The sequence below is a fragment of the Streptomyces sp. STAM6 genome, from assembly GCF_054963715.1.
In genome coordinates, this window is record NZ_JBUEFZ010000049.1 from 15,646 (window position 1) to 36,262 (window position 20,617).

A 20,617-nucleotide genomic window follows, 5' to 3' on the forward strand; every position below is an offset into this window, starting at 1 on the left:
CGGGTTTCACCGGTACCGGGGGTACCGGCCTGGCACCGAGCCGATGAGCTGTGCCGTGCGACTGCCATGCCGTACCCGTTGGTGCACTCATCCACCAGTTCACCCCATGGAGATGTGTCCCGCCTCTCCAGACGGGCCGGGCCGCGCGGCGGTGGTCCTTTGCGCTCCCCCGGCTTCCGGGGGGTCGTCGAAGGGCCCGGTCCCCGCGATCCGCGCGTTCACCCGAAGGGCCGCGCTCCCGCGCCGGTGGCGGCCGTCCGAGGTGACGATGGACCTGGCCGGCCGTCGGGCCGGGCGGGTCGGCAACGGCGGAGAGGGCATCCTGTGACTGGCACACGCTGGGCGTACATCGGCTCGTTCACCTCGGGCGGCGGCCGGGGCATCACGGTCGCGGCCGTGGACCCCGTGACGGGTGCGCCGGCACCGCGCACGGCCGTCGATCCGTTCGTGAACCCCTCCGCCCTGGCCCTCGACCGGAACACCGGGGTGCTCTACGCGGTCAGCGAGACCGAGCCCGGCGCGGTGGGCGCCTTCCGGCCGGGTCCCGGGGGCCTGACCGCTCTCGGCCCGGTGGTGGAGGTGGACGCGTCGGGCCCCACCCATCTCTGTCTGGCCGGGGACCGGCTGCTGACCGCCAACTACACCTCGGGCAGCGTCAGCAGCCTGGCCGTGTCCGGGGACGGCAGCCTGTCGGGCCCCGCGGAAGTCTTCGCCCACCAGGGCTCCGGTCCCGACGCCGGCCGGCAGGAGGGACCGCACGCCCACCAGGTGCTGTCCGGCCCCGGCGGCCGCTGGGTGCTCAGCGTGGACCTCGGCACCGACTCGGTACGGGTCTGCGCGCTGGACCGGGCCACCGGCCGGCTGCGGGGGCACACGGAGACCGCCCTGCGCCCGGGCTCCGGCCCCCGACATCTCGCCTTCCACCCGGACGGCGAGACGGTGTACGTCCTGCACGAGCTGGAACCGCAGGTCACCGTCTGCCGCTGGGACGGCGCCGCCGGCCGCCTCGAACCTCTCGTGGAGGTCGCGATCGGCTCCGACGGCCTCCCCGACGGCACCCGGGCCTGCCCGTCGGTCGTGCACGTCGCCCCCGACGGGCGCTTCGTGTGGGCCGCGGTGCGCGGCAGCAACACGCTTCTCACGTTCTCCCTGTCCGACGGCCCCGCCAAGCCCCGTCTCACCGACGTGGTGGACTGCGGGGGTGTCTGGCCGCGCGATCTGGTCGCCGACCCGGCGGGGCGCCGGCTGTACGTAGCCAACGAGTGGTCCGGGGACATCACCTGGTTCGACGTGGATCCGGTCCGGCGGATAGTCGGCGAACCGGCATCGCTGCACGAGGCCGACGGGGTCGCCGTCGAGCATGACGAGCAGGTCGTCGGACGGTTCCAGTCCCCGGGCCGCGGGGCCGAAGTCCCGCTCCACGCCTTCGGGGGACGTGTCGTGGTTCCACCAGCGTGCGACGTGCGGCTGCGCCAGCCACTGCCTCAGCCGCGGGAAGTCGTCTTCGCCGATCCGGCGCCAGGTGATCATCGGGGTACCTCGGGGTCGGTGCGGTCGCGTCGCTGATGCCCGGGGACGCGCGGGGGGACCGTACGACCCAACGCGTCGGCACCGGCCGGAAGTTCCACCGGTCCGACGGGCCCGGACACCACCGCGCGGGCACTCGGGCGTAGGCTTCGCTCAGCATGGACGCGGCGCGGGGGGCGGGGCACATGACGGCTGGAACTTCACCGAGGTGGGAATCGACCCTCGATTCGGTCGTGGTGTACGCGCGGGGCGCGCTCTGCCGCCGGCTGGCCCGGGGCAGCGTTCCTCCGGACGGCCGGCTGCGGGTGTCGGGGCTGCCCCGCTCGCTGGACCCGGGCTCGCTGCGCGCCCGCGTCCTGGGCGATGCCGGGGTCCGGGTCACCGAGGCCCGGGTGGAGGTCGAGGCGGCACCGGTCGCCACCGGCGGCACGCCCGACGAACTGCGCCGCGAGGTCGAGCGGCTGAGCGACGCGTGCGCGGCGGCGCGGGGCCGCCGGGACCGGCAGGCGGTCCTGATCGAGGAAGTCAGGGGTCTGCAACCGGTGCCGCCGGCCCGCAGGCGCGATGATCCGCACCGCCGCACCCCGGTGGACGCGTGGCTGGGGCTCGCCGACTTCGTCGAGGAGCGGCTCACGGGGCTGCACACGCGCCTCGTCGAGCTGGAGGAGGCACTGGTCCGTGTCGAGCGCGAGCTCGACGCCGCGTCGGACCGGCTCGCCCGCGCCTCCACCGACGCCCCGTCGGCGCATGTGGACACCACGGTCTCGGCGGTCCTGACCCTTGACGGCGCCGGTGACGGGGAGGTGCGGCTGGAGCTGGAGTACGGGGTGCCGGGCGCCGTCTGGGTGCCGGCCTACCGTCTCACCCACCGTCAGGGTGACGGCACCGGACGTCTGGTGCTGCGCGCTTCGGTCGCCCAGCGCACCGGCGAGGACTGGACCGGCGTGCGCATCGCCCTGGCCACCGCCGACCTGCGGCGCCGCACCGACCTGCCGAAGCTCCGCTCGGTCCGGATCGGGCGCCGTCAGCCCGCCCCCGCGCCTTCCGGCTGGCGGGAGCCTCCGGCCGGGCTCGCCGGCCTGTTCACCGGGTACGAGGCGGCCGGCCCCCGCCCCGTCCCGGCCGCCGCGCGTGCGGCGGCCGTCGGCTCCGCTCCCGGGGCCGTGGCCGCGCCGGGTCCGGTCGCGCCGCCACCGCCACCGCCACCGCCGGCGCCGCAGGGCTACGGCGGGGCGGCCGAGCTCGCGCAGCCGGCCCGTCCGCGACCGGGCGGCAGGCCGCGTGCCGGCGCCGGGTCCTTCGCGGGGGCTCCCGTCCCGCTCGCACCGGCGGCTCCCGGCGCGGCCCCGCCCCGGCCCGCGGCCGCGGCGGCTCCCGCCCCGGCCGCCCCGCCACCGCCTCCGGCGGCCGGTCCCCCGCAGCCGAGCGGCGCCGAGCTCGACTACGCCGCGCTGGTCCTCAGCGGCCCCGACGAACGGGGTGACCGCAGGGGCCGGCTGTTCCCGGGCTCCCCCGGCGACGCGGTGGCGACCGAGTACCGCCGCCGCGCCGAAGCGGTGGCCGCGCTGCCGCTGCCCGGGCACGCCGTACGACCCCGCGAGTCGGCGGGGTCCTTCGACCACCGCTTCGACGCCGCCGCCCGGGCCGACGTCCCGTCGGACGGCACCTGGCACACCGTCACGGTCGGCGAGATCCCGGTCGGTCTGCGCACCGAGTACCTCTGCGTGCCGTCCGTGGAGCAGACCGTGTACGCGACGCTGGTGCTCTCCAACGCCACCGACCAGGCCCTGCTGGCCGGACCGGTGGAGGTCGGCGTCGACGACGACTTCCTGCTGACCGCGGCACTGCCCACGCTCCCCCCGGGCGGGGTCAGCCGGGTGGGGCTCGGGCCGGCCGAGGGCATCCGGGTCACCCGCCGTACCCACGTGCGCGAGTCGACGTCGGGTCTGCGGGGCAACACCACCGTGCTCGACCACCGGGTCCACGTGGAGCTGGCCAACCGGCTCGCGAGGCCCGTCACCGTGGAGGTCCGTGAACGGGTGCCGGTGACCTCCGAACCGGACGTCCGGATCGAGGAGCGGGCCGACTGGACGGCACCGGAGGAGGGCGCCGAGCACCACGCCCCGGGCACCCGCGTCTGGCGGGTGGAACTGCCCGCCGGCGGCACCACCGCCCTCGACGGCGGCTACGAGATCCGCATCCCGGCCGGCAAAGCCCTGGTCGGCGGCAACCGCAGGAGCTGACACACGCCATGTCCACGGTCTCGGAGCCGATCTCCCTTCCCGTCACCGCCGTCACCTGCCTGGAGGACCGCGCGCACGTCGAGCGCACCGCCGTGCTCGATCTGCGGGCCGGGGTCCAGCGGCTGCGGCTGGGTCCGGTCAGCGCGCTGGCCGTCGACCGCACCCTCCATGCCGAACTGGCCGCCGATCACGGGGCCACCGTGCTCGACGTGCGGATCGTCCGCACCTGGACGCCGCGGCGTCCCCCGTCCGCCGATGACGACTCCGCCCTGCGCGTCCGCGTGCACGCGCTCGAAGAGGAGCGGATCGCCCTGGAGCAGCGGCGTGACCGGCTGAAGACCCGGCTCGCGCTGCTCGGCCGCCTCGCCGCCGATGTGCTGCGGGAGATCGGCGAGGGCGCCGGCCTCGGGGAGAGCGAGGCCACCCGCTGGGCCCGCGAACTGGACCGGGTGGACGGCGAGCGTGACTCGTACGGCGAGCAGCTGCGCGCCGTGGAGGCCCGGCTGGCCGCCGTCACCGGCGAGCTCGGGGAGACCTGGCGGGCCATGGACCTCGCCGAGGAGGAGCCCGCCGAACTGGTCGGTCATGTCGAGCTGACCGTGGAGTCCGCGATCGCGGGACCGGCCCGGCTGCGCCTGGGCCACCTCACTCCGTGCGCGCTGTGGCGGCCCGCCTACCGGGCCGTGCTCGACGGCGACTCCCTGACGCTGGAGACCGACGCGGTGATCTGGCAGCGCACCGGCGAGGACTGGTCGGACGTACGGCTGACGCTGTCGACCGCGCGGTCGTCGCTGGCCACGGATCCACCGCGGCTGGGCGAGGACCGGCTGACGCTCAAGGACCGGTCCGCGGCCGAGCGCCGCACGGTCGACGTCGAGCTTCGCGAGGAGGAGATCGGGGATCTCGGCCCGGTCCCGGTGCTGGGTCTGCCGGGGGTGGACGACGGTGGGGAGACGCGGATGCTGAGCGCCCCCGCTCCGGTCTCCGTGCCCACGGACGGCCGCGCCCACCGCGTGCGGCTCTCCGTCTTCACCACTGCCGCGACCAGTGAGTACGCCTGCTCACCGGAGCTGTCGCCGCTGGTCACCCGGGTGGTGCGGTTCGACAACAGGTCCGGCCATGTGCTGCTCGCCGGGCCCGTGGACCTGGTCCGCGGCAGCGGCTTCAGTGGCCACGGGACGCTGGACTTCACCGCCCCCGGCACCCCTGTCGAGCTCGCCTTCGGCAGTTGCGACGACCACCGGGTGGTCCGGTACGCCGAGGAGTCCCGCGATTCCGGCGGCATCATGCAGCGGACCGTGGTGACGCGCACCGTCCGGCTGCACCTGTCGCGGTTCTCCGCCCCCGGGGAGCACGACGAGCGGGTGGTCGTCCTCCGGGAACGGATCCCGGTCTCCGAGGTCTCGGCGGTGGAGGTACGGCTGCGGAAGGAGGCGTGCTCCCCGGCGCCCGACGCGGTCGACGCGGACGGCATCGTCCGCTGGGACGTCCCCCTCCCGCCCGGCGGCCGCCGCACCGTCACGCTGGTCTACGAGCTGTCGGCGAGCACCAAAGTCGCCGGGCTCTGAGCTCGCTTCTCCCGTCAGCGGGTCATTATGCTGAGGGGGAATAGTCACATATTCTCGTACGTCTCCATGACCGGGAGAATCTTTACCGACCCGGGCGTCCGCGCCCGGGACTTCGAGTTCTTGTCACCGGCCGCGCCCTGCGTGTTCTCGTGGCGGTCCCTGCGTGTTCTCGTAGCGGTGTGGTCTGCGGTGCGCGACCATACGGACGCCGAAAGCAGCCAGCAAAGGGAACCACCGAGACAGGAAAGAGGACGGACGTGTCCGGCAGCGAAAGCGAGAACCCAGTAATCCCCTCCCCGGAGCCCACGTCGACTCGTCCCAGGACGAACCGGGACTGGTGGCCGAACCAGCTGGACCTTCAGGTTCTCCACCAGCACTCGCCTCAGGCCAATCCGATGGGCGAGGACTTCGACTACGCGGAGGAATTCGCGACCCTCGACGTCGACGCGCTGAAGCGGGACATCTTCGAGGTGATGACGACGTCGCAGGACTGGTGGCCTGCGGACTACGGCCACTACGGACCGCTCTTCATCAGGATGAGCTGGCACGCCGCGGGCACGTACCGCACAGCCGACGGACGTGGCGGCGGCGGTGCCGGATCCCAGCGATTCGCCCCCCTCAACAGCTGGCCGGACAACGCGAGCCTCGACAAGGCGCGCCGCTTGCTGTGGCCGGTCAAGCAGAAGTACGGGCGGAAGATCTCCTGGGCCGACCTTCTGGTATTCGCCGGCAACTGCGCCATGGAGTCCATGGGGTTCAAGACGTTCGGGTTCGGATTCGGGCGGGAGGACATCTGGGAGCCCGAGGAAATCTTCTGGGGCCCCGAGGACACCTGGCTCGGGGACGAGCGCTACAGCGGTGACAGGGAACTCGCCAGTCCATTCGGTGCCGTGCAGATGGGATTGATCTACGTCAATCCGGAGGGGCCCGACGGAAATCCGGATCCGATGGCCGCCGCCCGGGACATTCGCGACACGTTCGGGCGCATGGCGATGAACGACGAGGAGACGGTCGCCCTCATCGTCGGCGGCCACACCTTCGGCAAATGCCACGGTGCGGTCGATCCCTCGTACATCGGTCCGGAACCCGAGGCCTGCCCCGTCGAGCACCAGGGCCTCGGCTGGAAGAACACCTACGGCAGCGGCGTGGGCCCCCACGCGCTGACCAGCGGACTCGAGGGCGCGTGGACCTCCGAGCCGACGAAGTGGGACAACGGCTACCTGGACAACCTCTTCGGGTACGACTGGGAGCTGACGACGAGCCCGGCGGGTGCGAAGCAGTGGACTCCCACCGATCCGTCGGCCAAGGACACGGTGCCCGATGCCCACGATCCGTCGAAGAGGCACGCGCCGATGATGCTGACGACGGACCTCGCGCTGAAGCTCGATCCGGTCTACGGACCGATCTCCAAGAGCTTCCACGAGAACCCGGACAAGCTGGCGGACGCCTTCGCCAGGGCGTGGTACAAGCTGTTGCACCGCGACATGGGGCCCGTCACGCGCTATCTCGGCCCCTGGGTTCCCGAGCCGCAGCTGTGGCAGGACCCCGTCCCCGCGGTCGATCACCAGCTGGTCTCGGACGAGGACGTCGCCGCGCTCAAGGGCAGGATCCTCGCCTCGGGACTGTCCGTCCCCCAGCTGGTCACGACGGCCTGGGCGTCGGCGGCGAGCTTCCGCGGCACTGACATGCGCGGCGGTGCCAACGGCGCTCGGATCCGGCTCGCGCCGCAGAAGGACTGGGAGGTCAACGACCTGCCCGAGGTGGCCGAGGTGGTGCGGACCCTCGAGCAGCTCCAGCAGGAGTTCAACGGCTCGCAGAACGGCGGGACGAAGGTGTCGCTCGCCGACCTGATCGTCCTGGGCGGCTGCGCGGCCGTCGAGCGAGCCGCGAAGAACGCCGGCCACGACATCACGGTCCCGTTCGCGCCGGGGCGCACGGACGCCTCGCAGGAGCAGACCGATGTGGACTCGTTCGCGGTGCTCGAACCCAGGGCGGACGGCTTCCGGAACTACCTCCGGGAGGGAGAGAAGCTGTCGCCGGAGACGCTCCTCCTGGACCGCGCCAACCTGCTGACGCTGACCGCTCCCGAGATGGCGGTCCTGATCGGCGGCATGCGCGCTCTGGACACCGGATTCAAGGGAGCCCGCCACGGCGTCTTCACCGACCGGCCGGAGGCGCTGACCACCGACTTCTTCGTCAATCTGCTCGACATGGGGACGGAGTGGAAGGCGTCGGCCTCGGACGAGAACGTCTTCGAGGGCCGGGACCGCGCCACGGGCGAACTCAAGTGGACCGCCACCGCGGTCGACCTCGTCTTCGGTTCGAACTCCCAGCTCCGGGCCGTGTCGGAGGTGTACGCGTCCGCCGACGCGGGAGAGAAGTTCGTGCGCGACTTCGTGGCGGCGTGGACCAAGGTGATGAACCTCGACCGGTTCGACCTCGCCTGAGCCCGGGACCCCGGGTCCGCAGCCCCGGCCGGCCGTTCTCGGGCGACCGGGGCTCCGTCCCGCCGGAGGGCCGGGGTAGCTCCCCCGGGCGCTTCAGCCGCCCTGGAACCGGAAGACCTGGTTTCCCTCGACCGAGCCGGGCGTGGGGGACCCTTCCAGCAGCGGGCTGCGTTCCCCGGGGAAGACGGACACCTCGGCCCAGAAGAGGTAGCCCGCGACCACGTAGTCGTACGGTCTGCCGTCGGAGAGCAGGAAGAGGCTCGAACCGGGCCATCCGCCTCCGACTCTCCTCTCCTCGGCGCGCAGGGTGTCCATGTCCGCGGCGGTGACGCGGAGGTCCGTGTACCGGTCGGACAGGGCGATCCGGGAGACGTCCTGGAAGAGGACGTCGAAGGTGCGGGGGCGTCCGCCGTCCTCGCCTCCCAGGAATCCGCGCAGCAGGACTTTGCTGTGGGCCACTTCGACGGCCCACGGCTGAAGGTGCCCGGCAGCCGCAGGGGGAGTTCTCCCCGGACCACGTCGAACGTCATGGGCGCTCACACGTCCTGGACGCGGCGGAACGGGCGGTCCGCCTCCAGGGCGAACGCCACTTCGAGCAGCGCGCGTTCACTGCCGGGGCGGCCGGAGAACATGACGCCGACGGGAAGCCCGTCGTCCGTGGCGCTCGCGGCGGGCACCGAGATCGACGGGGTGCCGACGACGTTGTTGACGGGGGTGAACGCGACGTACGCGAGGATCCGCTCGATCAGCGTGTGGTAGGGCACGGTCGGGCTGAGATGGCCGATCGGCGGGGTGGTGTGGGCGAGCACCGGGGTCAGGATGAGGTCGAGGCCGCGGAACGACGCCGCGTAGGCCTCCTGTGTGCGCCTCAGCCTCCGCAGCACACCGGGAGTGCGGCGCCAGTCCTTCAGATAGGCCTCACGCAGCCCCCGGCTGAGACCGTCCATGCGGCGCCGGTCGAAGTCGGCTCCGAGGGTCCGGCCCGTAACACCGAGCAGGAACGACAGCAGTCCCCAGTAGCTGAGGAAGTCCTCGGTGAAACGGGGATCGATGGTCAGCTCCACCGGCTCCACGGTGTGGCCGAGGCGTTCGAGCGTGGCGGCGGTCTCCTTGACGGCCGTCCGGGTGGCGGTGTCGGACTGGACTCCGTTCGGGGAGTCCAGCAGGAACCCGATGCGCAGACGCCGGTCCGAGGGGCCTTCGACGAGGCCGAGGGGCGGCAGCTTCGGGCTCCGCCAGTACGTCTCGGCGGCGGCGAGGAACGCGGCGCTGTCCCGCACGGAGCGGCTCACGATGCCGTCGGTGACGATGTCGATCGGCAGTTGACGGCTCTGGGCGTTCGCCACGACCCGGCCGCGGGTCGGCTTGAGGCCGACGAGACCGCAGGCCGCGGCGGGGATGCGGATCGATCCACCGCCGTCGTTGGCGTGCGCGATCGGCACCGCCCCGGCGGCGACGAGAGCCGCGCTGCCGCCCGAGGAACCGCCCGCCGAGTACGCCGTGTTCCACGGGTTGCGGACGGGCTCACCGTCCTCGAACTCCGTGGTCGGGCTGAACCCGAACTCGGGCAGCCGGGTCTTACCCAGCACCGTGACGCCGCTGCTCAGGTACTGCCGGGCGAACGGCGCATGCCGCCGCGCCGCCCTCGGGGTGAAGGCCGCGCTCCCGTGGCCGGTGGGCAGGCCGAGGTAGTCGGTGTTGTCCTTGACGAAGGTCGGCACCCCGGCGAAGGCACCGCCCGCCGCCCTGCCGTGCACCGGGGCATCGATGTGCACCTGGACCGCGTTGAGCCGCTCCTCGACCGCCCGCACCCGCTCGGCCGCGTCCCGGGCCGCCTCGGCGGCGCCGACCTCGCCCCGCCGGATCGCCTCGGCGAGCCCGACGGCGTCGTGCTCTCCCAGGGCGTCGTCCCGGAAGGCGTGCACCGTGGTCCGTTCCTCGTAAGTCGTCACCGCTACCTCAGCCCGGCCGTAGGGATGGTTGTCCGCCATCATTCCTTACTCGCAGGTAACAGGCGAGGGTTCGCCCGCGAGAGGCCCGCCGGACGGGTGGCGGAGGGACGCGGCCGGTGGCCGTGTGCGGCGGACCACCCACCGCGGGGAAGCCATCGGGAGGTGCGGAGCGGCTCGCCGGAGGGCAGGCCGCCCGGGCCGCGCGAGAAAGGAACGGTGACCGATGCAGACGTTTCTGCCGCACCCCGACTTCCGGCAGACCGCGTTGCTCCTGGACCGTCGCCGGCTGGGCAAGCAGCGCGTCGAGGCACTGCAGGTCCTGCGCGGCCTGACCGTACCCGGCTACGGATGGCGCCGGCACCCGGCCGTACGGATGTGGAGCGGATACGAGGAAGCACTCGTGCGGTACGGCCTGGAGATCTGCCGGGCCTGGCGGGAACAGGGACACCAGGACAGTTGTGCCGCCTCCCTGGTGGCCGGGCTGGGGGCCCACCGGCCGGGCGCTCCGGTGCGGGACCAGGCGGAGCTGTTCGCCGCCGGCGAGCTGCCGCCCTGGCTCGGCGACGAGGCGTTTCACCGGAGCCACCGCTCGGCGCTCGTCCGCAAGGACCGGGACGTGTACGCCCGTCTGTTTCCCGGGGTGCCGGACGACCTGCCCTATGTCTGGCCGTCGTCGGACCGTGAGCCACGGAGCGCTTAGAAGGCGTACCGAACGCGGAGCCAGGGGCTGTGCAAGCGGATCAGGGCCCGGAGGGCGTCCACGGCTTCGGCCTTGGTGCCGTTGCGGTAGCGGACGTTGACCGCGCCGTTCTCGGAGCGCTTGTCCTGCTGGAGTTCCGGCCGCCAGAGGACCTCCTCGGCACGGGGGTGCCAGCCCAGGTTGACCTCGTGGAGCTGCCGGTTGTGGGTGAGCATGATGACCTCGGCCGCGGCCTGCCGCTTCACCCGCGGTGGCAGTACGTCGTCCAGGTGCCTCAGCAGCTCCGCCCAGGCCTCCCGCCAGCCGGGACGGACGACCACGGGGGAAAGGTTGAAGTGCACTTCGTAACCGGCGTCGAGGAAGTCCGCCGCGGCGGTGATGCGCTCGGCGAGGGCGAGGTGCGCAGGTCCAGCAGCCGGGAGTCGTCCGGCGGCATCAGGGAGAAACGGACCCGGGTCCGGCCCCGGGGGTCCAGGGCGAGCAGGTCGGGGTTGACGAACTTGGTGGCGAACGAGGCCTTGGCGGTGGGCCACTGCCGGAAGGCGTGCACGAGGTCGGCGGTGTTGTCGCAGATCAGGGCGTCCACCGAGCAGTCGCCGTTCTCGCCGATGTCGTACACCCAGGAGTCGGCGTCGCACTGGTTCGGCTCGGTCTTGGGACCCTGCCGGGCGACGTGCCGGGCGAGATGGGCGATGATCCGGTCGATGTTGGTGAAGACGGTGATGGGATTGGCGTAGCCCTTGCGCCGGGGCACATAGCAGTAGGCGCAGGCCATCGCGCAGCCGTTCGAGGCGCCGGGGGCGATCCAGTCCGCGGACCGGCCGTTGGGGCGAGTGGCGAGCGTCTTCTTCTCCCCCAGGACCAGCGTCTCCCCCTTGACCCGGGTCCAGCGCTCGACGTTGCCCTCGTTGCCGTGCAGGCCCGGGATGCGCCAGTGGGAGTCCACCGGGATCACCCGCGCCCCGGGGAACCTGGCGAGGATCTGCCGTCCACGTGGCGACGCGGCCGCCGCCGGCTCGGCGTGGATCTCCCGCACGGGCAGCAGCCGACGAGCCGCGGCGGAGTCCCGGTAGGACGGGCCCTCCGCGACCGCCGCCGGCCCGGCGCCGATGGCGTCGAGCCCGAACAGCGCGTCGGAGCCGTCATCCGGGGCGGCGGACGGATGGTGCATGGGTACTCCGGTCAGGCGGTACGGGGAGGTGGCGACGCGCCTCTTCCCACTGTACGGGGGTACGCACCGGCGACGCCTGAGCGGCACGTGGCTCCGATGTCCTCCGGCGTGACCGCTCCCGCACCGGCGACGGGCCGATGTCCTCCCCCGCGACCGCTTCCCGGCCCCGGCCTGCCCCAGGCGCGTCGTGGCCGTGGGGGACGGGTGCGACCGCGCACCATGACGCGGCACTCACGCGTGACCGGCCCGAGCGGGTGTTGGCCGAATTCCATCGCCGACAGGCCTCACCACCGTGTGCCGTCGCAAACCCGGGCTCCCCGCCGAGAGCCCTCCGCGGGAGGGCCCTATCATGACCCCGCCACGTGCCGAGGGCGATGTTCTCGGCGCCGTACAACGCTTGTGCGGCAACGCGGCACGGCTTTACGCACTCAGCACCCACACCAACGACCACGCCTTCGGACGGGTCGGCCGCGGACCGGCCGCCCCACTCCCGTTCGCGCGAAGCGGTCCGCCGACCGAGCGGACCGCATGGTCGGGAACCGGCCACGGGCTCATCCGTGTCCCAGAGGGTGAAGACCCACAGCAGGGGGGGACGGAAGAATGAAGGCGTGGGTGGTCCCCGGTTACACGGAGACCAGAGAACTCGGCTCGGGCGCCAGCGGCCGGGTCGTGCTTGCGGTGCACGACGGGACCGGAACTCCGGTCGCGGTGAAGTACCTCGCGGACCGGCTGCGCCAGGACCCGGCGTTCGTACGGGGGTTCCGGGCCGAGGCTCGGCTGCTCGGAGGACTGCACTCGCCGTACGTCGTCGGACTGTACGAGTACGTGGAGGCGCCCGCCGGTGCCGCCATCGTGATGGAGCTGGTGGACGGCATCGCCCTGCGCGCGCTGCTGAAGCAGTCCGGGCACACCGCCCCCGAGGCGGCCCTGGTCGTGCTCAAGGGATCCCTGCTCGGCCTGGCGGCCGCCCACCGGGCGGGGGTCGTGCACCGCGACTACAAGCCGGAGAACGTTCTGGTCGCGGCGGACGGCTCCTCCAAGCTGGTGGACTTCGGTATCGCGGCGGACGACGGCACCACGCCGGGAGTGGCCGGCACACCCGCGTACATGGCCCCGGAGCAGTGGCAGGGCGGGCGCGCCTCACCGGCGGCCGACGTGTACGCGGCCACGGCCACGTTCTTCGAGTGCCTGACGGGCCGCAAGCCGTACGCCGGGGAGAACTTCGCGGAGCTGGCCCTCCAGCACATCGAGGCCCCGGTCCCGGACGCCGAGGCCCCGGAGCCGGTGCGCCCGCTGATTCGCCGGGGCCTGGCGAAGCGGCCGGAGGAGCGCCCGGAGGACGCCGAGGCGTTCGTCGCCGAGTTGGAGGGCGTGGCCTGCGCGGCGTACGGGCCGGACTGGGAGGAGCGCGGACAGCGCAAGCTGGCGGCTCTGGCCGCGCTGCTGCCGCTGCTGTTCCCGTCGGCGGTCGGCTCGCCGGCGTCCACCACCGCCTTGGCCACCACCTCACTGTGGGCGCCCGGTCGCCGCGGCTGGCTGGGCGCCGGCGTGGCGCTGGTCCTGGGCCTGCTGCTGGTCTTCACCGAGGCGGCGGCCACGGACCGTACGGGCGGCGCGGCGGCGCAGCGGGTCTTCGCGACGACGAGTGCGGCCCCGTCGACGGGCGGCCCGGTCCCTCCGACCGCACCCTCGGGATCTCCTTCCGGGTCTCCTTCAGGGTCCCCTTCCGCGTCGGCGTCGGCCTCGCCGTCCCCGTCCGTCTCTGCCTCGACCTCGGCATCCGCTTCCGCTTCCGCCTCCGCTCCGGCGACACCTGGCCCGGGCATCCCGACGCCCCCCGAGCCGACGAGCCCCCCGCCGGCGACGACACCGCCGTCCCCTTCTCCACCGCCCGCGGTGGAGGTGAAGGCGGTGACCGTGACCTCGTTCCGGCAGACCGACTTCAAGGCGGCGCAGGTGACGTTGTCCGTCGACGCCTCCGGTCCGGCGACCGTGCGGCTGGAGTGGTTCAGCAGTGACTCCCGGGGCACACTCGGCGCGGCCGAGGGCTCCATGACCTTCCCTTCCTCCACGGCGGCGACCGCCAGGACCCTCTCTTTCTCGGGCACGGGCTGCTACTGGGGCGTGCGTGCCACGACCACGCCCGCCGCGGGCAACGGGGCCGCGGTCCAGCAGATCCTGATCAGGCAGTGTGAAATCCGATGAGCAACGACGACTACAGCGCCACTGTCCTCGGCAGCCACTGGATCAGCGGGCCGCCCGTGCAGGACGGACCGCCCGGGCAGGACGACGTCGCTCCCGACCGGGTCGACGGCTCCGTGCTGCGCTTCGGTCCAGGTGTCACCGCGGCGGCCGTCGCGCCGTTCCCCGTCGTAGCGGGACCCGCGCCAGCCCGGCGGGGCGGCGGGCTGCGCCGGTACGCGCTGGCGGCGGCCGTTCTGCTCGCCGTCCTCGTGTACCTCGGCTGGCAGCGCTACGGTCCCGGTATCGCGGTACGGGACGTGAGCGTGACCACCTCCCCGGCCGGACCGGCCTGCGACACGGCCGCCGACGTGACGGGCGTCGTCCGGACGAACGGCGACCGGGGAACCCTGGTGTACCAGTGGATCCGCAGCGACGGCACTCGCTCCGAACGGCTGACGGAGCAGGTGACCCGGGGCCAGAAGGAGGCCACGCTCCATCTGCTGTGGACGTTCCAGGGACCGGGCGACTACCAGGCCGAGGCGCGCCTGGAGCTGCTGGAGCCGACCCGGCACACGGCGGCGGTGAAGTTCACCTACCACTGCGCGCCCCGGGCTTGACGTTGTGCAGGACGCGATCGGGTCGCCCCGCCGCCACGTGTGGGCGCCCGTTCGCACCGGTACGGCCGTCGGCCGGCAGCGGTCCGGAAGCGTGTCCCGGCGCACCCAGAGTGGGGACTTCCGTACCCGCGCTCTACTGCCACGTCGCGGTGTCGGGGTCGATGCCGTGGGCGCGTGCGCTCGCGTCGATGATGTGACGCAGCCACGTGGCGAGGCCGGTGCGGATGCTGTCGTAGTGGGCGGCGAATCCCGGATCGGCCTCGTACATGCGGCCGAGACAGACCTGCATCTGCCTGGTGAGGGGAAAGTACGAGGCGAAGACTTCGCGGTGCCGCTCGACGAGTTGATTCGCTTCCGGGCTTCCGGGTGTGACGCCGGCGTCCATCGCGTCCCCGAGGGCGCGGTCGAGGCCGGCATTGGCGTCGGTGATGGCCTGCCATTCCTCCGGACCGCGAGCGGCCGATCGTTCGGCGTACTGCCGCCATTGCGTCGTGTCTCCGAAGCGCTGACGGGCTTGGGCGGGCCAGTCCGGGTTCCACCGGGGGCCGAAGATCTCGGCCTGCTGCTCGACGGTCAGCAGCAGGCCGCGCTCATGGGCGTCGATCATCCGGTCCAGTCCGGCGCTGAGCTGCTGGAGGCGCTCGATCCGTTCGGCGACCTGGGTGCGTTGCGCGCGCAGTGCCCCGGGCACGTCCGCGGTCGAGTCGTCCAGGACGGCCCCTATCCTGTCCAGGCCGAGCCCGATCTCGCGGTAGACGACGATGCGGTGCAGACGCTGCAGGTCATCAGCGGTGTAGAGCCGGTATCCGGCAGGCGTGCGCAGCGACGGTCGGGCCAGGCCGATCTCGTCCCAGTGGTGCAGCGCGCGGACTGTCACGCCCAGCCGCGCCGAGACCTGACCGACTGTCAGGCCGTCGGCGTCGGTGGCATCAGGCATGCTCCTCCTTGGCGCCGCGCCCGGCGCCCGGCGGGGTGATCCCGATGGCTTCAAGGTTCCGTGCCTCCTGACTGGACGGATCGAAGGGCTTCGCCGCAGTGAACACGATCCGGGCGTTCTCGGGGGTGATCACCTCCACATCGCGGGTGTTCCAGGGAGTGTCCCGGGGGCCGTGGACCGAGTCCGGGCGCACCGCACGACAGGACTCGACAAGGGAATCGATCTGGCTGAGCACACAGGCGAAGCTGAAGCTCATCGCGGGTGCCCGCTCCGGAACGCTCTCCGCCGTGACGAGGAGTACGTCCTGGAACGCCCAGCGGCGCAGATGGACAAGCCGGCCGGGGATGCTGAACAACTCGAAGAACCCGGGCCCACGCGTCCAGAAGTCCACCGACTTCGCCAGATCGGTCGTGGGGATCGTCACGAAGGCGGGCATTCCGTAGATGCCGCGGAACGGCTCCGGCGGAACCGCGTCCGGGCCGGGAGCGGGCACGGGACTCATCTCGAACGCGTTGTAGTAGTCGCTCATGCACCCCACCCTCCGGCCTCACGCAACGTGAGGGTCAAGCCGAGTTCGACGAACATCTCGGCGGACGGAACCATGCGATCAGCGTCGCTGGTACGGGGGCGGTCGGTCCTGGGCGGGGCCGCCGCCGGCCGCGCGGTGACCGGCGTTGCTCACCCGTGGGTGAACCGGCACCGGGCGTGGCGGCGGTGGGTCGCCCCTTTCGACCCGCCCTTGGAGCCGCAGCAGGCTCCGACCGACGGCGGCTGCCCGACCGCCTCCGGCACCGCCGGTGACGAACGGGCCGCCCCGCGTCGGCGGGCGGAAGCGTCCGGCCACGGCAGGGTGTATCAGGCCGGTCGCGACCAGCACATCAGCGAACGATGAGCACCTCGTACGAGGCTCACGGGGGCGGCCGGCACGCGGTGGCGTCGGGCTTCGCACGGATCTGTTCACACCGGCGACACCGTCGGAGTGGCCGAGCAGTTCCGTTCGCTCACCGGCCAGGACGTCCCGGCCTGGATGAAGGAACCTCCCGCCCCGATGTGATCCGCAGGCGATCCTTCCTTCTCCCCTCTCCGGGCCGGAGGCCGCGGCTTGATCGGCCCTCCGGCGCTCTCAGTCCGTCCATGTCCAGGCGGCGACTTCCGGCAGGTCGGTCCCGTGCTCACGGATGTACGCGTGGTGGCGGATGCGGGTGTCCTCCATGCGCTGGCGCACGGCCGCGGCCTTCACCGCCAGGCCGGGGACGCGGTCGATGACGTCCATGACGAGCCGGTAGCGGTCGAGGTCGTTGCGCACGACCATGTCGAAGGGCGTGGTGGTGGTGCCCATCTCCTTGTAGCCGCGGACGTGAAGGTTGGGGTGTCCGGCACGGCGGTAGGCGAGGCGGTGAATGAGCCAGGGGTAGCCGTGATAAGCGAAGATCACCGGCTTGTCGCGGGTGAACAAGGCGTCGAATTCCGCGTCCGTCAGACCGTGCGGGTGCTCTTCGTGGGGCATCAGCCGGGCGAGGTCCACCACGTTGACCACCCGCACCGCCAGGCCGGGCAGTTCGGTGCGCAGGAGTGTGACCGCCGCGAGGACCTCTTGGGTGGGAACGTCACCGGCGCACGCGAGGACCACGTCGGGTTCACCCGCCTCCTCCTCGGTCCCGGCCCAGTCCCAGATGCCGACGCCGCGCGCGCAGTGGGCCCGCGCCCGGTCGAGGGGGAGCCAGTCGAACGTGGGCTGCTTGCCGGCCACCACCACGTTGACGTAGTCGCGGCTGCGCAGCACGTGGTCGGCGACCGAGAGCAGCGTGTTGGCGTCCGGCGGCAGGTAGACCCGTACGACGTCGGGGCTCTTGTTGAGGACGTGGTCCACGAAGCCGGGATCCTGGTGGGAGAAGCCGTTGTGGTCCTGACGCCACACATGGGAGGTGAGCAGGTAGTTGAGCGAGGGAACCGGCGCCCGCCACGGGAGGGCGCGGGATGTCTTCAGCCACTTGACGTGCTGGTTGACCATGGAGTCGACGATGTGGACGAACGCCTCGTAGCAGGAGAACAGCCCGTGGCGGCCGGTCAGGAGGTAGCCCTCCAGCCAGCCCTGGCACAGATGCTCGGAGAGCACCTCCATGACCCGGCCGTGCCGGTCCAGGTGTTCGTCCGTGCCGAGCATCGTCTCCTGCCACGCCTTGCCGCTCGCCCCGTACACGGCCTGGAGCCGGTTGGAGGCGGTCTCGTCGGGCCCCACCAGGCGGAAGTCGCGTCGTGTCGCGGTGTCCGCCATCACCTGTTGGAGGAGTTCGCCGAGCACCAGCGTGGGTTCGTGGCGGTCGGTGCCGGGCTTGGCGACGGGGACGGCGAAGTGCTCCAGCGGCGCGATCGGCAGGTCCCGGGTGAGCAGCCCTCCGTTGGCGTGCGGTGTGGCGCCGAGCCTGCGCTCACCCTCGGGTACGCAGTCCAGTACGCGCGGGCGGGGGCGGCCGAGGTCGTCGAAGAGCTCGTCGGGGCGGTACGAGCGCAGCCACGCCTCCAGCTGTGCCAGGTGCCCGGGGTTCTCCCGTACGCCGGACAAGGGCACCTGATGGGCACGCCAGGTTCCCTCCACGGGCTGTCCGTCCACTTCGGCGGGACCCGTCCAGCCCTTGGGTGTCCGCAGGACGATCACGGGCCAGCGAGGCCGGCCGGTGACACCGTGCTCGCGGGCGGCGGTCTGGATGCCGGCGATCCGGTCCAGGGCCTGGTCCATGGCACCGGCCATCGCCCGGTGCACCTCGGCCGGGTCGTCGCCGGTCACGTGGAGGGGGTCGTGTCCGCAGCCGCGCAGCAGGTCGTCCAGCTCTTCGCGAGGAAGGCGGGAGAGGACCGTCGGGTTGGCGATCTTGTATCCGTTGAGGTGCAGCACGGGCAGCACCGCACCGTCGTGGACGGGATCGAGGAACTTGTTGGAGTGCCACGAGGTGGCCAGGGGTCCGGTCTCGGCCTCGCCGTCGCCGATGACGCAGGTCACCAGCAGGCGCGGGTTGTCCAGCGCTGCGCCGTAGGCGTGGGCGAGGGAATAGCCGAGCTCACCGCCTTCGTGGATCGAGCCGGGGGTCTCGGGGGCCACATGGCTCGGCACACCGCCGGGGAAGGAGAACTGCCGGAAGAGGCGCTCCATGCCGCTCGCGTCCCGGGGGACGTCGGGGTAGATCTCGCTGTAGCTGCCCTCCAACCACGCGTTGGCCAGCACCGCGGGTCCGCCGTGGCCGGGCCCCCAGACGCACAGCGCGTCCAGGCCGCGGGCCTTGATGACACGGTTGAGATGGGTGTGCACCAGGTTGAGGCCGGGGGACGTCCCCCAGTGACCCAGCAGCCGCGGCTTGATGTGTTCGGGTCGCAGGGGTTCCCGCAGCAGTGGATTGCGCATCAGGTAGATCTGGCCGACGGCGAGGTAGTTCGCCGCGCGCCAGTGGGCGTCCAGGGCTTCGAGTTCCTCCGCCGACAGGGTGGTGCCGGCGGCCGCGCCGTCGCTCATGAACCTCTCCGTTCGTGGGCCGGACAAGGGCAGGGGTCGTCGTGGCCGGGCGTGCCGCACGGCGGTGTCACCACAGCGTTTCGTTCGGTGTGCGGAGGCGACAGGGGCCGGTCGGCCTCATGCCCGGTCCCCGTGGTCCCGGGTTCCGGTCCGTGAGGTGCTCATGCGGGCCCCGGCGAGGATGTCCGGAACCGGCGCCCCGGTGGCGCGGGACGGCCCCTTCCCGGGGCGCCGCGAGGGTGGGCGTCGTCGTGCCCGGGACCCCCGGCCCCGATGCCGCCGCGGAACGGCGGTTTCCCGCGCCCGGGTGCCGGACCGGTCAACCCCTGCCCTGCATCGCGAAGTCGGAGCATTCGCGGCGTATCCGACTCGTCCTGCCGCCGGCGACGCCGGGCGCCATCACGACTCACTTTGCGCGACGATCTTCGCCGAGTGTCCGGACCTGCTGGACGGCTTGTGCAACCCCGGCGTCCAGGCCGCCGGGACGCACGACGTGCGACTGGCCTTCGGCTTCGCCGGCGCCGACCGCCGGCCGGTCCCGCTCACGGACTTCACCGAGGCGCTCGTCCCCGATCCCGATGCCGGCCGGACGCGCTGCCCGCCCGCGTCGCACACTCCTCTCCTTCCCACCGCGCCCGGCTCGACGGCCGGCGGCGGCCCCGGGCGGCCCGAAGGGCCGACCGCCCCTGTGCGGCGGCCGTTCCCGGGTCGCTGATCCCCGTTCGGCGGGCCGCGATCGCGGCCGAACGGTCGCGCACGGGAGGGCCGACCGGCCCTCCCCCGTCCCGTCCGCCGGACCGATGCTGATGTGACGGTGCACCGGCCCACATGGCCGCGCCCCGACCGGACCTATGAGGAAGGCATGCGATGACCCCCGCGATCACCGTAGGAGTGGACGGCTCCGCCGAAAGCCTGGCGGCGGTGGACTGGGCCGCCGACGAGGCCGTGCTCCGTGGCACGCCGCTCCGCCTGGTCCACGCCTGGCTCTGGCAGCCGCTCGACGTGCCCGTCGTACAGGACCGCGAGACCCAGGCGAAATCCGCGCGAGCCGTCCTGAGGGAGGCCGAGACCCGCGTCGCGGGACGGCATCCGCACCTGGCGTTCAGGTCGGAGATCGTGTCGGACACCGCCGTCTCCGCCCTGCTGGGCGAGGCCGAGCGCGCCGAAATGCTGGTGCTGGGCTCCCGCGGGCACGGCCGGCTCGTCGGCTTCCTGCTGGGCTCCTACGGACAGCAGGTGACCGCCGCGTCTCCCCGACCGGTCGTCTCCGTCCGCGCCGTGCCGGACCGGGTCGTGCCGGACGGCGGTGACGTGGTCGTGGGACAGCAGGGGTCCCCGGAGGACAGCGCCGAGGTGCTGGGCTTCGCCTTCCGGGCGGCGGCGGCGCGGCGCGCCGCCGTACGCGCGGTACGGGCGTGGAGCCTGCCCCCCGTCTACGCCTACAGCCCCGGCTCGCTGCGGCAGGCGGACGAGGCGGGCGGTCCGGTGCCGTTCGAGGAGAAGGCTCTGCGGGAGGCGCTCGCGCCCTGGCGCGACCGGTTCCCCGATGTTCCGGTCGTCGAGCACGTCGAGATCGGCAGCGGCGGCCAGGTGCTGCTGACGGCGGCCGCCGGGGCGCGCCTCCTCGTCGTCGGACGGCGGGCCCGGCGCTCACCCGTGGGCACGCGTATCGGGTCCGTCGCACACGCCGCGCTGCACCACGCGCCGTGCCCGGTGGCCGTCGTCCCCCACGAGTAGACGTACGACGGGACGACGACAGGGCCCAG

At 72.8% G+C, this 20,617-nt stretch carries 12 protein-coding genes and 3 pseudogenes; 8 read left to right on the forward strand and 7 right to left on the reverse strand.

Annotated features, from left to right (window positions below; all coding sequences use genetic code 11):
* Positions 1 to 66 precede the first annotated feature (66 nt).
* Positions 67 to 1,242 (forward strand): annotated as a pseudogene (locus ACY34K_RS31600) (lactonase family protein); the annotation flags it as partial.
* 93 nt (positions 1,243 to 1,335) lie between these two features.
* Here the strand turns inward: ACY34K_RS31600 and ACY34K_RS31605 are convergent.
* A pseudogene (locus tag ACY34K_RS31605) lies at positions 1,336 to 1,530 on the reverse strand (GNAT family N-acetyltransferase); the annotation flags it as partial.
* A gap of 182 nt (positions 1,531 to 1,712) precedes the next feature.
* Here ACY34K_RS31605 and ACY34K_RS31610 point away from each other — a divergent pair.
* From ACY34K_RS31610 to katG, 3 genes are all read left to right on the forward strand, one after another.
* Positions 1,713 to 3,770 carry a DUF4139 domain-containing protein gene (locus ACY34K_RS31610; RefSeq protein WP_462753279.1) on the forward strand — a complete coding sequence of 686 codons (2,058 nt, stop codon included), beginning with the start codon at positions 1,713 to 1,715 and terminating at the stop codon, positions 3,768 to 3,770.
* An 8-nt stretch (positions 3,771 to 3,778) separates the two neighbouring features.
* Positions 3,779 to 5,338, forward strand: coding sequence for a mucoidy inhibitor MuiA family protein (locus ACY34K_RS31615; RefSeq protein WP_462753281.1), 1,560 nt, complete (start codon positions 3,779 to 3,781; stop codon positions 5,336 to 5,338).
* Between the two features lie 257 nt (positions 5,339 to 5,595).
* The gene (gene katG, locus ACY34K_RS31620; RefSeq protein ID WP_462753283.1) at positions 5,596 to 7,785 is read left to right on the forward strand and encodes a catalase/peroxidase HPI; all 2,190 of its coding nucleotides are present in this window, start codon (positions 5,596 to 5,598) and stop codon (positions 7,783 to 7,785) included.
* Between the two features lie 93 nt (positions 7,786 to 7,878).
* Here katG and ACY34K_RS31625 read toward each other — a convergent pair whose 3' ends face one another.
* Together ACY34K_RS31625 and ACY34K_RS31630 are read right to left on the reverse strand one after the other, a co-directional pair.
* The gene (locus ACY34K_RS31625; protein ID WP_462753285.1) at positions 7,879 to 8,244 is read right to left on the reverse strand and encodes a hypothetical protein; all 366 of its coding nucleotides are present in this window, start codon (positions 8,242 to 8,244) and stop codon (positions 7,879 to 7,881) included.
* 77 nt (positions 8,245 to 8,321) lie between these two features.
* The gene (locus tag ACY34K_RS31630; RefSeq protein WP_462753287.1) at positions 8,322 to 9,737 is read right to left on the reverse strand and encodes an amidase; all 1,416 of its coding nucleotides are present in this window, start codon (positions 9,735 to 9,737) and stop codon (positions 8,322 to 8,324) included.
* A 223-nt stretch (positions 9,738 to 9,960) separates the two neighbouring features.
* On the opposite strand from ACY34K_RS31630, the gene ACY34K_RS31635 reads away from it, so the two are divergent.
* Positions 9,961 to 10,437 carry an MSMEG_6728 family protein gene (locus ACY34K_RS31635; protein ID WP_462753289.1) on the forward strand — a complete coding sequence of 159 codons (477 nt, stop codon included), beginning with the start codon at positions 9,961 to 9,963 and terminating at the stop codon, positions 10,435 to 10,437.
* Here the strand turns inward: ACY34K_RS31635 and ACY34K_RS31640 are convergent.
* A pseudogene (locus ACY34K_RS31640) lies at positions 10,434 to 11,608 on the reverse strand (spore photoproduct lyase family protein). The gene ACY34K_RS31635 and the pseudogene ACY34K_RS31640 overlap by 4 nt on opposite strands.
* Positions 11,609 to 12,208: 600 nt before the next feature.
* Here ACY34K_RS31640 and ACY34K_RS31645 point away from each other — a divergent pair.
* Positions 12,209 to 13,813, forward strand: coding sequence for a serine/threonine-protein kinase (locus ACY34K_RS31645; RefSeq protein WP_462753291.1), 1,605 nt, complete (start codon positions 12,209 to 12,211; stop codon positions 13,811 to 13,813).
* Complete coding sequence (locus ACY34K_RS31650; RefSeq protein ID WP_462753293.1) at positions 13,810 to 14,409, forward strand: hypothetical protein; 600 nt, start codon at positions 13,810 to 13,812, stop codon at positions 14,407 to 14,409. The genes ACY34K_RS31645 and ACY34K_RS31650 overlap by 4 nt, the downstream gene beginning before the upstream one ends.
* 133 nt (positions 14,410 to 14,542) lie before the next feature.
* Here ACY34K_RS31650 and ACY34K_RS31655 read toward each other — a convergent pair whose 3' ends face one another.
* The 3 genes from ACY34K_RS31655 to ACY34K_RS31665 form a co-directional block, all read right to left on the reverse strand.
* The gene (locus tag ACY34K_RS31655) at positions 14,543 to 15,346 is read right to left on the reverse strand and encodes a MerR family transcriptional regulator (protein WP_462753295.1); all 804 of its coding nucleotides are present in this window, start codon (positions 15,344 to 15,346) and stop codon (positions 14,543 to 14,545) included.
* Positions 15,339 to 15,875: a VOC family protein gene (locus tag ACY34K_RS31660; protein ID WP_462753297.1), complete on the reverse strand. Its 537-nt coding sequence runs from the start codon at positions 15,873 to 15,875 to the stop codon at positions 15,339 to 15,341. The genes ACY34K_RS31655 and ACY34K_RS31660 overlap by 8 nt, the downstream gene beginning before the upstream one ends.
* 594 nt (positions 15,876 to 16,469) lie before the next feature.
* Entirely contained in the window at positions 16,470 to 18,851 is a 2,382-nt protein-coding gene (locus ACY34K_RS31665) for a phosphoketolase family protein (protein WP_462753299.1), read from the reverse strand.
* An 867-nt stretch (positions 18,852 to 19,718) separates the two neighbouring features.
* Here ACY34K_RS31665 and ACY34K_RS31670 point away from each other — a divergent pair.
* A complete protein-coding gene (locus ACY34K_RS31670) occupies positions 19,719 to 20,588 on the forward strand; it encodes a universal stress protein (RefSeq protein WP_462753301.1) in 870 nt (289 codons plus the stop codon).
* The last annotated feature ends 29 nt before the right edge of the window (positions 20,589 to 20,617 follow it).

Excerpts from the sequence above, each read along its gene's own strand:
- ACY34K_RS31610 (WP_462753279.1), top strand. The coding sequence starts at position 1,713 with ATGACGGCTGGAACTTCACCGAGGTGGGAATCGACCCTCGATTCGGTC.
- ACY34K_RS31615 (WP_462753281.1), top strand. The coding sequence starts at position 3,779 with ATGTCCACGGTCTCGGAGCCGATCTCCCTTCCCGTCACCGCCGTCACC.
- ACY34K_RS31635 (WP_462753289.1), top strand. The coding sequence starts at position 9,961 with ATGCAGACGTTTCTGCCGCACCCCGACTTCCGGCAGACCGCGTTGCTC.
- ACY34K_RS31645 (WP_462753291.1), top strand. The coding sequence starts at position 12,209 with ATGAAGGCGTGGGTGGTCCCCGGTTACACGGAGACCAGAGAACTCGGC.
- ACY34K_RS31650 (WP_462753293.1), top strand. The coding sequence starts at position 13,810 with ATGAGCAACGACGACTACAGCGCCACTGTCCTCGGCAGCCACTGGATC.
- ACY34K_RS31655 (WP_462753295.1), bottom strand. The coding sequence starts at position 15,346 with ATGCCTGATGCCACCGACGCCGACGGCCTGACAGTCGGTCAGGTCTCG.
- ACY34K_RS31660 (WP_462753297.1), bottom strand. The coding sequence starts at position 15,875 with ATGAGCGACTACTACAACGCGTTCGAGATGAGTCCCGTGCCCGCTCCC.
- ACY34K_RS31665 (WP_462753299.1), bottom strand. The coding sequence starts at position 18,851 with ATGAGCGACGGCGCGGCCGCCGGCACCACCCTGTCGGCGGAGGAACTC.
- ACY34K_RS31670 (WP_462753301.1), top strand. The coding sequence starts at position 19,719 with ATGACCCCCGCGATCACCGTAGGAGTGGACGGCTCCGCCGAAAGCCTG.